15 protein-coding genes and 1 pseudogene are annotated in these 13,642 nt (G+C 71.7%); 6 read left to right on the top strand and 10 right to left on the bottom strand.

Annotated features, from left to right (window positions below):
- Window positions 1–104: 104 nt before the first annotated feature.
- Both ABZ459_RS16040 and ABZ459_RS16045 read right to left on the bottom strand, forming a co-directional pair.
- A complete protein-coding gene (locus ABZ459_RS16040) occupies window positions 105–1,223 on the bottom strand; it encodes a zinc-binding dehydrogenase (RefSeq protein ID WP_357971003.1) in 1,119 nt (372 codons plus the stop codon).
- Window positions 1,216–2,166: a Gfo/Idh/MocA family oxidoreductase gene (locus ABZ459_RS16045; protein ID WP_357971004.1), complete on the bottom strand. Its 951-nt coding sequence runs from the start codon at window positions 2,164–2,166 to the stop codon at window positions 1,216–1,218. The genes ABZ459_RS16040 and ABZ459_RS16045 overlap by 8 nt, the downstream gene beginning before the upstream one ends.
- Before the next feature lie 98 nt (window positions 2,167–2,264).
- Between ABZ459_RS16045 and ABZ459_RS16050 the strand changes: the two genes are divergently transcribed.
- Genes ABZ459_RS16050 through ABZ459_RS16060 form a run of 3 tightly spaced genes read left to right on the top strand, consistent with a single transcriptional unit; the run spans window position 2,265 to window position 4,975 of the window.
- On the top strand, window positions 2,265–3,239 hold the full coding sequence (locus tag ABZ459_RS16050) for a glucosyl-3-phosphoglycerate synthase (RefSeq protein WP_357971005.1): 975 nt from the start codon (window positions 2,265–2,267) through the stop codon (window positions 3,237–3,239).
- Entirely contained in the window at window positions 3,236–4,354 is a 1,119-nt protein-coding gene (locus ABZ459_RS16055) for a glycosyltransferase (protein ID WP_357971006.1), read from the top strand. Before ABZ459_RS16050 ends, ABZ459_RS16055 begins: the two co-directional genes overlap by 4 nt.
- A gap of 12 nt (window positions 4,355–4,366) precedes the next feature.
- Entirely contained in the window at window positions 4,367–4,975 is a 609-nt protein-coding gene (locus ABZ459_RS16060) for a response regulator transcription factor (protein WP_357971007.1), read from the top strand.
- A 375-nt stretch (window positions 4,976–5,350) separates the two neighbouring features.
- Here ABZ459_RS16060 and ABZ459_RS16065 read toward each other — a convergent pair.
- A pseudogene (locus ABZ459_RS16065) lies at window positions 5,351–6,622 on the bottom strand (histidine kinase); the annotation flags it as partial.
- Between the two features lie 406 nt (window positions 6,623–7,028).
- Window positions 7,029–7,823 (bottom strand): universal stress protein, encoded by a 795-nt coding sequence (locus tag ABZ459_RS16070; RefSeq protein WP_357971008.1) that lies wholly within the window; start codon window positions 7,821–7,823, stop codon window positions 7,029–7,031.
- 79 nt (window positions 7,824–7,902) lie between these two features.
- Between ABZ459_RS16070 and ABZ459_RS16075 the strand changes: the two genes are divergently transcribed.
- Both ABZ459_RS16075 and ABZ459_RS16080 read left to right on the top strand, forming a co-directional pair.
- Window positions 7,903–8,205: a hypothetical protein gene (locus ABZ459_RS16075; protein ID WP_357971009.1), complete on the top strand. Its 303-nt coding sequence runs from the start codon at window positions 7,903–7,905 to the stop codon at window positions 8,203–8,205.
- Between the two features lie 86 nt (window positions 8,206–8,291).
- A complete protein-coding gene (locus ABZ459_RS16080; RefSeq protein WP_357971010.1) occupies window positions 8,292–8,840 on the top strand; it encodes a phosphatase PAP2 family protein in 549 nt (182 codons plus the stop codon).
- On the opposite strand, the gene pip is transcribed toward ABZ459_RS16080, so the two are convergent.
- Window positions 8,806–9,765, bottom strand: coding sequence for a prolyl aminopeptidase (gene pip / locus ABZ459_RS16085; RefSeq protein WP_357971011.1), 960 nt, complete (start codon window positions 9,763–9,765; stop codon window positions 8,806–8,808). The two genes, ABZ459_RS16080 and pip, sit on opposite strands and share 35 nt — an antisense overlap.
- A gap of 66 nt (window positions 9,766–9,831) precedes the next feature.
- Here pip and ABZ459_RS16090 point away from each other — a divergent pair, with 66 nt between their 5' ends.
- A complete protein-coding gene (locus tag ABZ459_RS16090; protein ID WP_357971012.1) occupies window positions 9,832–10,749 on the top strand; it encodes a threonine/serine dehydratase in 918 nt (305 codons plus the stop codon).
- On the opposite strand, the gene ABZ459_RS16095 is transcribed toward ABZ459_RS16090, so the two are convergent.
- The 5 genes from ABZ459_RS16095 to ABZ459_RS16115 all read right to left on the bottom strand — a co-directional run bounded on the left by ABZ459_RS16095 (window position 10,740) and on the right by ABZ459_RS16115 (window position 13,537).
- Window positions 10,740–11,318, bottom strand: a complete 579-nt coding sequence (locus ABZ459_RS16095; protein ID WP_357971013.1) for a hypothetical protein — start codon at window positions 11,316–11,318, stop codon at window positions 10,740–10,742. The two genes, ABZ459_RS16090 and ABZ459_RS16095, sit on opposite strands and share 10 nt — an antisense overlap.
- Window positions 11,319–11,385: 67 nt before the next feature.
- The gene (mscL, locus tag ABZ459_RS16100) at window positions 11,386–11,805 is read right to left on the bottom strand and encodes a large conductance mechanosensitive channel protein MscL (protein ID WP_352349915.1); all 420 of its coding nucleotides are present in this window, start codon (window positions 11,803–11,805) and stop codon (window positions 11,386–11,388) included.
- Window positions 11,806–11,885: 80 nt separating this feature from the next.
- Window positions 11,886–12,101 carry a DUF397 domain-containing protein gene (locus ABZ459_RS16105; RefSeq protein WP_357971014.1) on the bottom strand — a complete coding sequence of 72 codons (216 nt, stop codon included), beginning with the start codon at window positions 12,099–12,101 and terminating at the stop codon, window positions 11,886–11,888.
- Window positions 12,102–12,265: 164 nt separating this feature from the next.
- Window positions 12,266–12,469, bottom strand: a complete 204-nt coding sequence (locus ABZ459_RS16110; protein ID WP_357971015.1) for a DUF397 domain-containing protein — start codon at window positions 12,467–12,469, stop codon at window positions 12,266–12,268.
- A gap of 219 nt (window positions 12,470–12,688) precedes the next feature.
- Window positions 12,689–13,537 carry a helix-turn-helix transcriptional regulator gene (locus ABZ459_RS16115; protein WP_357971016.1) on the bottom strand — a complete coding sequence of 283 codons (849 nt, stop codon included), beginning with the start codon at window positions 13,535–13,537 and terminating at the stop codon, window positions 12,689–12,691.
- Window positions 13,538–13,642 lie beyond the last annotated feature (105 nt).

Raw genomic sequence — 13,642 nt, forward strand, 5'->3', positions numbered from 1 at the left:
ACCTGCTCGCCGAGGGCATGATCCACGCCGTCGCCCACTCCGGCTTCCGCGAGTACTTCAACCCGTTCACGCTGCGCGGCCACGGTTGCCGGGACTTCAGCTGGTCAGCGGCCCTCATCCTCGACGTCGTGGCTGAGCACGGCCTGGACGGCCTGCCGCCGTCGGGCCGCGAGATCGGTCAGAAGTTCGGGAGCCTCCCCGAAGCCGACGACGTCGGTGACCACGTGCTCGCGTAGCAGCCTCCCGCGCTCCCTGAGCAGGCCGATCGTCTCGTGCGAGAGGCGTTCCCGGTCCCAGGCGTGCGCGAGGCCGCGCGGCACCCGGCCGATCTGGGCGCAGCGCAGTGCCAGCCCGTTGTGGTGGAACTCCTCGCCCAGCCGCACCTCGTCGGCGCCCTGGGTGTAGAACGCGAGGTCGATCAGCGTGCCCTGCGGGCGCAGCAGCCGCAGCCCCAGGGCCAGCGCCCGCGGTTGACCGCGGCACTGGAAGACCAGGTCCGCGCCGCGGTCGTTCGGGGCGTGCCGCCAGCGGCGCTTCAGCGTCACCGCCGGGTCGTCGTCGGGGGCGGCCAGGACCTGCGCGCCGATCGCCTCGGCCACCGCGAGCCTGGCCCGGGTCTCGTCCACGACCACCACCTCGGCGGCTCCGCAGGACAGGGCGAAGGACGCGGTCAGCAGCCCCACCACGCCCGCCCCGACCACCGCGACCCGGCGGCCGCGCACGCCGTCGCCCAGGTGCTGGACGGCCGGGCCGTGCAGGTCGGCGGCCGCGTGCAGCAGGCCGTTGGCGCAGATCGGGCCCATGTGGGCGACGTAGATGCCGAGCAGCGGGTCGAGGTCGCCGGGCAGCACGACGAACCGGTCGGTCATCGGGTCGGCCACGTACGCCGTGCGGTGGCCGTAGGCCATGGCGACCTGCGCGCCCTCGGCCACGGCCCGCGTGCGGGTCTCGGCGACCACGCCCACCTGCATGTAGCCGATGCCGCGCACCGGGTACGCCACCGACGGCGTGCCCGGCAGGAACAGCCCGAGCGCCGGGTCCCAGGTCGAGGTGAGGTAGGGGTTGGCGCCCTTGAGGTAGGTCAGCTCGGTGCCCGCCGAGACGCCGCTGTGCGTGGTGGCGACCATGAACCCGCCGTCGGGCAGGCCGGCCAGCTTCTCCTCGACCAGGCGCACCTCGCCGGGCGCCTCGATGCTCAGTGTCGTGCTCGTCGCCTCAGTCATCCAGCATCACCGGCCTCCGTTCCGCCGCCGAGCGCGCCAGCGCGATCGCCAGGCGGTGGGTTCGCAGGGCCTCGCCGTACGGCGCGCGCACGTCGGCGTCCTTCCCGCGCACCGCGTCGATGAACGTGCGGTCCACGAGGGTCTTGGCGTGGCCGCCGTCCTCGACGGCCTCCTCGCCGTCCACGAGCAGCCGGGTCTCGCTGAGCTCCAGCGCGATGCCGTCGGCGCACACCTCCAGCCCCACCCGGTGCTTGCGGCGCAGCAGGCAGGAGGTGGCCAGCAGGCCGGTCGCACCGCCCGCGAAGCTCATCACGGCCGAGGTGGCCCGGTCGATCTCGCCGTCCACCGCGTTCCCGGCCGGTACGGCGTGCACCATCGACACTTCGCCCACCAGCAGCCTGGCCAGGTCCAGGACGTGGACCGCCTGCTCCAGGATCTGGCCGCCGGACATGTTCGCCTTCAGCCACCAGCCGACCGGCGGGACCTTGTCCAGCCAGTGCCCGAGCGCGAGCTGGACGGGACGGCCGTCGAGCCGTTCCCTGGCCCGGTCGACGATGTCGAGGTAGCGCCAGTGGTGGCCGACGGCGGACGGCAGCCCGCGCCGGTCGATTTCGGCCGCGATGTTTTCTGCGGTTTTGAGATCGAGAGAAAGGGGTTTTTCCACAAAAATCGGGAGATTACACGACAAGACGTCGGATTCGGGGTTACCGTGCGCGAAAGGAGGCACACAGACGTAGACAGCGTCGAGACCGCCGGCCTCCAGCAGGCCGGCATGGTCGCCGTAGGCGGGGGCGCCGTGCGCGGCGGCCAACGCCTCAGCCTTGTGGAGATCGGTGTCGGCCACCCCGGCGATCGTCACATCGGGGAAGCCGGACAGGACATCTGCGTGGCGAGCGGCGACATTTCCGGCACCAATGATGCCGACATGGGTAATTGGGGACACAACCCGACATATGCCACGTCTAGGGGTTAACAAACAACGATGTTCAAAGGCGCATAGATCGGGCAGGGGTCGTGCCCCTATGAGATGGGGCTGACTGCATGGAGACAGATGTGCGTGCTTTGGCCAGGGCCCAGGAGTGGTGTGGCCCGCATTCCAGTACGGCTTCCGAATGGCCGGTGGATGCCTTAATCGCGGCCAAGGGCAACACAACGGTGAGCGTCGTCCTGCCGGCGCGCGACGAAGAACGCACGGTCGGGGACATCGTCACCGTGATCAGACGTGAACTGGTGGAGCAGGCGCCACTCGTCGACGAGATCCTCGTCGTCGACTCCAACTCCACCGACGCCACGGCGGAACGGGCACGCGCCGCGGGCGCGCGCGTCGTGGCGCAGAACGAGGTGCTGCCCCACCTGCCGTGCATGTCGGGCAAGGGGGAGGCGCTGTGGAAGGGCCTGGCCGCCTCCCACGGCGACATCGTCGCGTTCGTCGACTCGGACCTGCTCAACTTCGGCTCGCACTTCGTGTCGGGGCTGGTCGGTCCGCTGCTGGTGAACTCGGGCACCCATTTCGTCAAGGCGGCGTACGAACGGCCCTTCACGGGCGAGGACGGCGTGCCCCGGCGCGGCGCGGGCGGCCGGGTCACCGAGCTGGTGGCCAGACCCCTGCTCAACCTGTTCTGGCCGGAGCTGGCGGGCTTCCGCCAACCCCTCGGCGGCGAGTACGCCGCCCGGCGCGAAGTGCTGGAACAGGTGCCCTTCGTCACCGAGTACGGCGTGGAGCTCGGTCTCCTCGTCGACCTCCTCCAGCTGGTGGGACTGGACGCGATGGCCCAGGTGGACCTGGGCTCCCGCGCGCACGGCCACCAGTCCGTGAACGCGCTCGGCCGGATGGCCGGGCAGATCATGCTCACCGCGTGGTCCCGGCTGGAACGCCAGGGACGCGTGGTGTCCTCCGAATCCCCGGCTCACACGCTGCTGCAGTTCGGCCTGGACGGGCGGGCCGGCCTGGTGGACGTGGGGGTGGCGGAACGGCCGCCGCTCGCCTCGCTCATGCTGGAGGAGGACGTCGCGTGAAGGTGCTGATCAACGCGGGACCGTGGTTGGCGGTCCCGCCGCCCGGCTACGGCGGCATCGAGAACGTGGTCGCAACCCTGGTCCCCGCGCTGCGCGAACGCGGCGTCGAGGTCGTGCTGGCCTCCGTGGCGTCGAGCACGCTGGAGGCCGACGAGCTGATCGCCGTCTACGACGAGGGCCAGTTCGCGGAGTTGCAGAAGCCGTACAACCAGGTCATGGGGATCGCGCATGCGCACCAGGCCAGGGTGGCCGCCGAGTTGCGCGCCCGCGACGACATCGACCTCGTCCACGACCACGTGGAGGTCGTCGGGCCGGCGGTGCTGGCCGCGCTGGGCGGGCCGCCGGTCCTCCACACCCTCCACTGGGACCTGCGCAAACACCCGGCGTTCTACGGCGCCTTCCCGCGCTCGATCGCGGTCAACGGGGTGTCGGACTCCCAGCTCGCCCGCGCCCCCGAGGCCCTGCGCGCCGCCTCGCTGGGCTCCGTCCACCTGGCCACGCCGCTCGCCGGCCAGGACGTCCGCGCCGAGCGCGGCGAGCACCTGGTGATCATGGGCCGGATCTGCGGGCTCAAGGGCCAGCACGTGGCCGCCCGGATCTGCCAGAAGCTCGGCCTGCCGCTGGTCGTGGCCGGCCCGGTCTGCGGCCGGGACAGCCAGGCCGAGCTGGACGTCGTCCTGCAGGATCCCTACCACCCGCTGCACAGCCATCCCGACGTGCGCTGCCACCTCGACCAGGTGTCCCGCTACCTCGACGGCGACCTGGTCAGGTGGATCGGCGCGGTCGGCGGCCAGGAGAGGGACGAGCTGTACGCCTCGGCCCGCGCCGCGCTCTTCCCCATCCAGTGGGACGAGCCCGGCGGCACGGCGGTCGTCGAGGCCCTGGCGCTCGGGGTGCCGCCGGTGGGCCTGCGCCGCGGCTGCCTGCCCGAGATCATCGACCACGGCCGTACCGGCTTCCTCGCCGACACCGAGGAGGAGCTGGCCGAGTACGTCCAGCGGGTGGACGAGATCGATCCGGAGGAGTGCCGCCGCGAGGCCAGGCGCCGCTTCTCGCCCGGCGTGATGGCCGACCGCTACCTGGACCTGTACGACCGGGTCCTGCGCGCGGACTGATAGACATGTCCGGTGATTCGCGTACTTCTGGCCGAGGACCAGGCCGTGATCAGGCACGCGCTCGCGACCCTGCTCGGCCTGGAGGCCGACTTCGAGATCGTGGCCGCGGTCGAGTCCGGTGACGCCGCCGTGGCCTCGGCCGCCGCGCACCGGCCGGACGTGGCCGTGCTGGACATCGACATGCCCGGCACCCTCGACGGGCTGGCTGCCGCGGCGGAGATCCGGGCCAGGGTGCCCTCGTGCCGCACGCTCATGCTCACCGCCTACGGCAAGCCCGGCCATCTCAAGCGGGCCCTGGCCGCCCAGGTGGACGGCTTCCTGCTGAAGACGGCGCCGCCGGAGGACCTGGTCTCGGCGATCAGGGAGGTCACCCGGGGCGGCCGGGTGCTCGACCCGTCCCTCGCGGTCACCGCCTGGGACCTGGCCGACAACCCGCTCACGCCGCGCGAGGCCGACGTGCTACGGCTGGTGGCGGGCGGCGCCGAGGCCCCCGACATCGCCCGCCGGCTGCACCTGACCGCCGGGACCGTGCGCAACTACCTGACGGCCATCGTGGCCAAGCTGAACGCGCGCAACCGCACCGACGCCGTGCGCATCGCCACCGAGGCCGGCTGGATCTAGCGGAGCGCGCGCGTCGAGCCGGAACCAGCCGTCCGCGGCGGCGGTCGTGAGCCGGCCGCCCAGCGTGGCCAGGCGGGTGGTGAGGTTGCCCAGCCCGGACGAGCCGCGGCGGGGGGCCGCCGTGGCCGCGCCGTCGTTGCGGACGAGCAGCCCGACCTCGCCGCCGGCGGCGGAAGTGGAGATCACGCAGGCGCGCGCGGCGCTGTGGCGCAGGACGTTCGTCACGGCCTCGCGCAGCACGGCGCTGAGCACGGTCTCGACCTCGGCCGGCAGCTCGGGGTGCGCGAGCCGCAGGGTGGCCTCGACCCCGGCCGCCGCCAGCACCTTCCCGGCCGACTCGGCCTCGGCGGCGAAGGACAGCTCGCGCTGCTCGCCGGTGACCGAGCGCAGGTCGTGTCGGGCGTGCTCGGCCATGGCGACGACGTTCTCCAGCTCCCGGACGGGGTCGGGCAGGCGGCGGGCCAGCTCGCAGGTGAGCAGGATGGCGGCCAGGCTGTGGCCGAGCAGGTCGTGCAGGTCGCGGGCGGCCCGCAGGCGTTCCTCCACGACGGCGGAACGCGCCAGGCTCTCCCTGGCGGCGTGCAGCTCCTTGGCGAGCTGGGCCAGGCGGAGCAGGCTGTAGACCACCACGCCGGTGGTGAGCGTGCTCACCGTGATGTTGACGCGGCCGGGCAGCTCGTACAGGGAGGCGACGGTCCAGACCGCGGCCAGGATCGCGGCCGTCAGCGGCCAGGCCGTCCGCGGGCGGAAGGCGAGCAGCACCGGACCGGCGAGGAAGCCCGCCGCCCCCAGCCAGATCGGCCCGAACACCGGGATCGGGGCGAAGGTGAGCGCCGCCATCACCCCCAGCGCCACCATGTGGCGGCCGGTGACCGAGCGCAGCTGCATGACGACGATCACGGCCAGCGCCGCGACCGCGGGAGCCAGCAGGCCGGCCGGGATCTGCAGCAGCGCCTTGACGCTGAACCCGACCAGCACGGCGGCCAGCAGGACCACCGAGACGTCGGGCGGCTCGCGCCGGGCCGCCGCGGGCGGGCGCGTGGCGGGCAGCACGGCCTCCACCGTGTACCGGCCCCGCCCGGACAGGCCGCGGGTGAGCGTGCCGCCCGCCGCCGCCACCTGGCGCGTGAGCCCCGCCGGGTCGGCGAGCCCGCCGGCGTCGTCGTCCTCGGCCGTGCGGCGGCCGTCGTCGGCCACGCGCAGGTGTACCTGGGCTCGTTCGGGCTCCTCCCAGGTCTCGATCACGCACACCGTGGCGGTGCCGCGGCGGGCGACGTCCGTGACCGCCTCGCGCAGCACCGAGGCGAGCAGCGCGCCCGCCGGGCCCAGCGGCTCGGTGTGGGCGGCGCGCACCTCCACGCCGACGCCGGCCGCCTCCAGCAGGGCGCGGGCGGTGGTCAGCTCCGGGGCCAGGGACATCGCGCGGTAGCTCGCCGCCGCGGCGCGCGCGTCCGCCAGCGACTGCCGCGCCGTCGCGACCACCTCGCCGAGCGTCTCGGCCGCGTCCCGTGGCGCGGCCAGCGCCCGCCGCGCGCCCGCTCCGATCGTGGCCAGGCCGCGCCCGAGGCCGTCGCTCAGCTCGGCGGCGATGCGCAGCCGCTCCTCGGCCACCGCCGCCGCGGCCAGCGCGGGACGGGTGGCCTCCATCTCGGCCACCCGCTCGACCAGCCGGATGAGGCCGAACACGACCAGCGACACCAGCACCGTGGTGATCGCGAGGTCCGTCGTGGAGACCGCGTCTCCCGCGTTGCGCCAGTGGTGGATCACGACGCCGCTGAAGGCCACCGCGGGCGCCAGCGCCCACCAGCGCGTCACCAGCAGCGACCCGGCGAGGAAGCCGAGGATCGCGACGGACGCGCCCTGCCCCAGCGTCACCGCGTAGACCAGCACCCCCTGGACGGCGAGCAGCCACCCCTTCCTGACCCGCAGCGTGAAGGCGCACTGCGCGGCCAGCACCGGCAGCGCCCCCCAGGCGCCGGCCACCACGTAGACGCCGGCCAGCGAGGCCAGCACCACGACGACGATCAATCGGGCGACACGCACGCCCAGAAGCTTAGGAGAACCCCCGCGGCAGCACGGTGACCGGGCAGGACGACGACCTGAGCACCTTCATCGCCAGCTCGCCCAGGAACACCCGGTGGGGCTGGGCGTCCTCGCCGGCGGCGCAGACCAGCAGCTCGCCGGGCAGCCACTCGACGTCCTTGAGCGCGGCCTGCACGTCGTGGCCCTCGGCCACCTCCGACTCGGCCTCGATGCCGGTGCTCTCCCAGGCCAGCCGTACGGCCAGGGCGAGGTCGTCGCGCAGCTTGCCCTGGTCCTCGGTGCGCAGGTCGAGGGTGATCAGCCGGAGCGGCACGTCGAGCCGCAGCGCCGCCTGGGCCACCCGCTCGACCGCCGCGTCGCACTGCGGCCGGTGGACGTAGGCCAGGGTGAGCCGGGCGGGCTCGTCGGGCGGCACGTAGCCCGAGGGCGCCAGCATCACCGCCTCCGGCGACAGGTGCAGCAGGTGGTCGGCGGTGCTGCCGACGGCGATGCGGCCGTACTGGCCGCCGCTCGCCGAGCCGACCACGATCAGGTCGGCCCTGATCCTGCTGGCCAGCACCGACAGCCCGCGGCCGGTGCCCCGGCTCTCGAACGCCATGTACTCGGCCGGGACGACGCCCAGCTCCTCACCCGCGTGCGCCAGGTTGGCCTGGGCCTCGACGGCCAGCCCGGGGCTGCCCGGGGGATAGATGGACGCCACCGTGAGCTCGCCCCCGGTCAGCCGGGTGATGGCGGCCCCGAGCGCGAGGGCGTCCCGCCCACCGGGGTCGTTGCTATAGCCGACGATCACGTGCTCTCCGATCACGTTTGCCCTCTTACCCGCTCTGAACTGGGAATACGCGGTCTCTGCCGATGCGTTTGAAACGATTGGAGGCGTAAAAACAGTGAAGATCACCCTTGACACCCGTTTCAACGGGTCCCTCGGCCCGGTCACCCTTCGTGAAGCGGTTCAGCACCTCAAGGCGCACGACCTGACGTGCACCGTCCCCGCCGGCATCGTCGAGCAGAAGGTCACCGTCTTCTCCGACTGCGTGGAGCGCGGCTTCACCCCGCTGCGCAGCGAGATCATGGCCGCGTACTACGTGGCCGAGCGGGACGCCACCGCCGAGGCGTTCGACCGCGGCCTCATCACCGAGGGCGAGCTGGAGCAGAGGCGCGCTCTGCTGGTGCGCCAGTATCTTGGGTAAGGACCGGAATCGCCCTTTCGGTCGAAGCATTTGACGATCAAAGTTCATAAGGTCGTGTCCACTACCCGTTCACGGATTGGACACCTGTGTACCGCGACATCGTCGACTTCGCTCTGACCACGCCCGGGTGGCTGCACGCCCTCGCCGAGTTCGGCACGGACGCCGGCCTTTTCATCTTCGCGGCGCTGTTCCTCGTGTGCTGGTGGCGGGCGCGCCAGGCCCCCGCCCGCGACCTCGCGCTCGCCATCGCCGGGCCGGCCGGGGTGGTGGGCGCGTACATCGTGAGCGAGGGCGTCAAGCTGCTGGTCCGGGAGGACCGGCCGTGCCGCGGCGGCATCGCCACGATCGCGGCCTGCCCGCCCTCCACGGACTGGTCCTTCCCCAGCAACCACACCGTGATCGCCGCCGGGGCGGCGGGCACGCTCATCCTGGTCTGGCGCGCCCTGGCCTGGGTGGTGCTGCCCCTGGCCGCCCTGATGGGCTTCACCCGGGTGTTCGTCGGCGTGCACTACCCGCACGACGTGGCCGGCGGCTTCCTGCTCGGCCTGGTGCTCGCGCCGCTGTTCGCGCTGCTGCTGGTCGGCGCGGTCACCCCCGCGGTCAGGCTCGCGCGAAGCCGTCTGTCGCCGCGATGAGCCGGTCGACGATGCCGGGCTCGGTCGCCGCGTGCCCGGCGTCGTGCACCACCTGGAAGTCGGCCTCGGGCCACGCCTTGTGCAGGTCCCAGGCGGTGGCCATGGGCGTGCAGGCGTCGTAGCGGCCCTGGATGATCACGGCCGGGATGTGCCGGACGCGGTCGACGTCCCTGATGAGCTGTTCGGGCTCGAACCAGCCGCCGTGGCGGAAGTAGTGGTTCTCGATCCTGGCGAACGACACCGCCATCTTGTCCTCGCCGAACTCCGCCACCAGGCTCGGGTCGGGCAGCAGCGTGATCGTCGCGCCCTCCCACTGGGACCACGCCTTGGCCGCCGCGAGCCGGGCCGCGTCGTCGTCGCCTTCGAGGCGGGCGCGGTAGGCGGCCATGAGGTCGCCGCGCTCCTCGACGGGGATCGGCGCCAGGTAGGACTCCCACAGGTCGGGGAACAGGTAGCTCGCGCCCTCCTGGTAGAACCAGTGCAGCTCGTGCGGGCGCAGCGTGAAGATCCCGCGCAGCACCAGCTCGGTCGTGCGGTCGGGGTGCGTCTGGGCGTAGGCCAGCGACAGCGCGCTGCCCCACGACCCGCCGAACACCTGCCAGCGCTCGATGCCCAGGTGCTCGCGCAGCCGTTCCATGTCGGCCACCAGGTGCCAGGTGGTGTTGGCGGCCAGTGACGTGCCCGGCGTGCTGGCGTGCGGCAGGCTGCGCCCGCAGTTGCGCTGGTCGAACAGGACGATGCGGTACAGCTCGGGGTTCCACTGCCGGCGGTGGTTGGCGCTGCACCCGGCGCCCGGCCCGCCGTGCAGCATGACGGCCGGCTTTCCGTCGGGGTTGCCGCAGACCTCCCAGTAGATCTGGTTGCCGTCACCCACGTCGAGCAGGCCGGACTCGTAGGGTTCGATGGGCGGGTACAGAGTTCTCATGTCTCGCGATCCTGCCATGGAGCAGGGGCTCGCCGAATTGTGCCGGTCTGAGCCTAGAGTGATCGTATGGACCTGGTGACGATCGACGACATCCGCGCGGCGGCCGGGCGGATCAACGGAACCGCGGTGCGCACGCCGCTCCTGAGGATGGGCGAGGCGTGGCTGAAGCCCGAGAGCCTCCAGCCGGTCGGGTCGTTCAAGATCCGCGGCGCCTACAACGCGCTGGCCGCCCTGCGTCCCTCCGGCGTCGTCACGCACTCCTCCGGCAACCACGGCCAGGCGCTGGCGTTCGCGGCGGCGGAGTTCGGCGTGCCGTGCGTGGTCGTCGTGCCCGAGGGCACCCCGGCGGTCAAGGCGGCGGCGATCGAGGGCTGGGGCGCCGAGCTGGTGGTCGTTCCGCCCGACCAGCGCGAGGTGACGGCCGAGCGGCTGGCCGGCGAGCGCGGCCTGACGCTGGTGCCGCCCTACGACCACCGCGCGATCATCGCCGGGCAGGGCACGATCGGCCTGGAGATCGTCGAGGACCTGCCGGACGTCGAGGCGGTGCTCGTGCCGGTCAGCGGCGGCGGGCTGGCCGCCGGCGTCGCGGCGGCGGTCAAGGCGCTGCGGCCCGACGTCCGCGTGTACGGCGTGGAGCCCGAGCTGGCCGCCGACGCCGCCGAGAGCCTGGCGGCCGGGCACGTGGTTGCCTGGGAGACCACGCGCACGTTCCGGACCATCGCCGACGGGCTGCGCGTGAACCGGGTGTCCGAGCTGACCTTCGCCCACCTGCGCGAGCACCTCGAAGGCATCGTCACCGTCTCGGAGGACGAGCTGCGGGTGGCGATGCGGCACATCGCGCGCACGGCCCGGCTGGTGGCCGAGCCCAGCGGCGCGGCGACCACGGCCGCCCTGCTGTCGGGCCGCGTCCCCGCCGGGCGCACGGTGGCCGTGCTGTCCGGGGGGAACGTCGATCCGGAGCTGTTCGCCCAGGTCTACGCCTGAGCCCAGGCGTGGCGGGTGAGGAACCCGCGCTCGCCGGTGGCGTACTCGTGGAACGCCTGCTGCACCTCGGCCAGCTCGGGCACCATCGCGCGGACCATCGTGCCCTCCTTGTACTCCAGCTCGTAGCCGGGGGAGACCTGGAGGAAGTGCCGGCCGAAGTTCACCAGGGCGACGAACGGGTTCTGCGGCGACAGCGTGGCCAGGACGTCGTGGACCAGCCCGAGGTCGGGGTCGTGCACGACCATCCCGTCGCCGGTGTGGAGCTGCATGCCCTCGTACACGCCGAGCGGGGCCACGTTGTGCACCAGGTCCCGCTGGGGGTCGTAGCAGACCAGGCCGTGCGCGCGGGCGGTGGTCAGCACCTGGGCCGAGCTCTCGTCCATCGTGTCCAGGTCCATCGTCACCAGGACGTGCCCGGGGTACAGGGTGACCTGCCCGGGCAGCTCCTTGGCGACGTCGGGCACGTCCCCCTCGACGGGGTCGCTCCGCTTCACCGCCAGATACGTGGTCCGGGCCTGATCCCTGCTGATCGGCACGGGCTCGTCCCAGACCATCAACTCAACGCTCATCGGTCCATCTTGCCGAACGACCACCGTGCCGGTGCGCCACTGGGGTCAAGAGTCCGTGATGTACGGTTCAGCGCGGTTTCTCGGACTGGGGCACCAGCTCCACCGTGCAATGGGCACACCGACTGGCCTCGGCCGGGATGTCGGACAGGCACTCGGGGCACTCCTTGGTCGTCGCGGCCTTGTCCCGGTCGAACAGGTGGATCAGCCGCGTCATCGGGGCCACGACCAGCCAGTAGACGACCGCCGCGATGACCAGGAAGGTCAGCAGGTGGTTGAGGAAGTCGCCGTACTTGAACTGGCTGCCGTTGATCGTGAAGGAGTATTCGGCGAAGTTCGGCTGCCGGCCGCCGGTCACCGCGCCGATGAGCGGGGTGATGAGATCGGTGACCAGCGCCTGGACGAGCCCGCTGAAGGTCGCCCCGACGATGACGGCGACGGCCAGCTCGACGATGTTGCCTCGGAGTAAGAACTTCTTGAAACCGCCCATGGAGTCGGCATATTGCCGGGGGCCGCGGCCTGAAACCCCGATGGCCCCCGACAGAGCCCGATGGAGAACGTCGTGGCCGGTCAGACCTGGGGCGCGAGCCGTTCGAGATCGAAGCGGCCGTGCCGCACGCCGTCGAGGAACGCGGTCCACTCGTCGGTGGTGAACGACAGGACGGCACCGCTGGCGTCCTGACTTCCCCGCACCCAGACCCGGTCGGCGAGCATGGTGACCTCGACGCAGTCGCCATTGTTGCACCGTTGCCAGCGTGCCTGGTCAAGGGCAGGTGGGCGTTTCATCCATTACCTCCTGAAGGCGGCTGTAGAGGTATTGAGCCGAAGGTGATTTTACCTTGACAGCCGAGGATGACCAGGCGACAAAAGGGGCAGTGGCGAACGCCGGTGCCGGACAAAACAAAAGGCGGGCGTCCGTGAGGACGACCGCCGGAAAAAGCGCCGCGCGCTCAGTCGGACTGACGTATTCCACGCAGGAACGCGTCCCATTCCCGGGCGCTGAAGGTGAGGACCGGGCCGGCCGGGTTCTTGTTGTCCCGCACGCCGATCTCACCGGGGGACAGCAACGCGACCTCGACGCATTCTCCGTTGTTGCAGCGCGAGGCGGCCCGCCACCGCGGACCCGCCTGGACGTCAGGGTGGTGGGACGTCATTGTCTCCCCCTCGTGCATCGACAATGGGCGCGGCGGCGGTCGGACCTCGCCGGGCGCGCTCGGACGGTTCGCTCGGACACCGGCGATCTCACGTGGAGAGCGAAAGCGTCCCAATGGATGAACAGTAGCACCTGGCACTTGCCACGAGAACGAGGCTCTGATGTGTCGGAGGCATCATGCCAGGTGACCGGAAAAACGAGATGATCCTGTGACGGAGCGCTAAGCGAAGTTTGCGGCCATCTCGGTAATTCGCCGCTTCGATTCCTGGATGCCCAGGGCCTCGGCCCGCAGATGGTCGATGATCTCGCGAAACCGCCGGACCACCTTATCGGCCTCCAGGTAGAAAAGGCCCATTTGATGTTCCACGAAAATGGTGTCGGCGATGCCGGAGTCATGGTCGAACTCCATGAGCCGGAAGGTGCTGTCGAAGCCCACGTGCGCCCCCGCGGTGAACGGGATCACCTGGATGGTGACGTGCGGCAGCTCGCTCAGCTCGATGAGCCGGTCGAGCTGTTCACGCATGGTCTGCCGGCTGCCCACGTGCCGGTAGAGCACCGACTCGTCCAGCAGGACCCAGTAGCGCAGGGTGTCGGGCCGGTGCAGCCACTCCTGGCGCTTCATCCGCACCCTGACCCGATCGTCGAGCACGTCGGGCGCGATGCGGGGCAGCCAGCCGCGGATCACGGCGCGGGCGTAGTCCTCGGTCTGGAGCAGGCCGGGCACGGTGGTGATCTCGTACTCGGTGATGGCGCTGGCCTCCGCCTCCAGGCCGAGCATCTGCCGCAGCTCGCGGTTGTCGTAGAACTGCCACCACTCCTTCTGCCTGGCGTCCTTGGCCAGCGTCATGAGCTGGGCGGATTCGGCGGGGGAGACGTCGTACAGGCGGCACAGGTCGCGCACGTCACGCAGGCTGACGCCGCGCTGGGCGGTCTCGATCCTGCTGATCTTGGCCGGGGAGCACAGGAGGAGTTGGGCCACCTCGGCGATGCTGAGGTTCTTCTCGTTGCGCAGCTCGCGTAAGCGCATCGCCAGTTGCCGCTGCCGGAGCGTCGGGTTGGGGATGGTCATCGCCGCACACTCCCTTCCCGCGCGGTGGCCGGTTGCCCCGGAGCGTACCCCCGGGTTCGGTTTCGAAGGCATGTGCGGTAGGTAATCGTCACCGGCACGTTCCTA

The sequence above is a fragment of the Nonomuraea sp. NPDC005692 genome, from assembly GCF_040631115.1.
Classification (GTDB): Bacteria; Actinomycetota; Actinomycetes; order Streptosporangiales; family Streptosporangiaceae; genus Nonomuraea.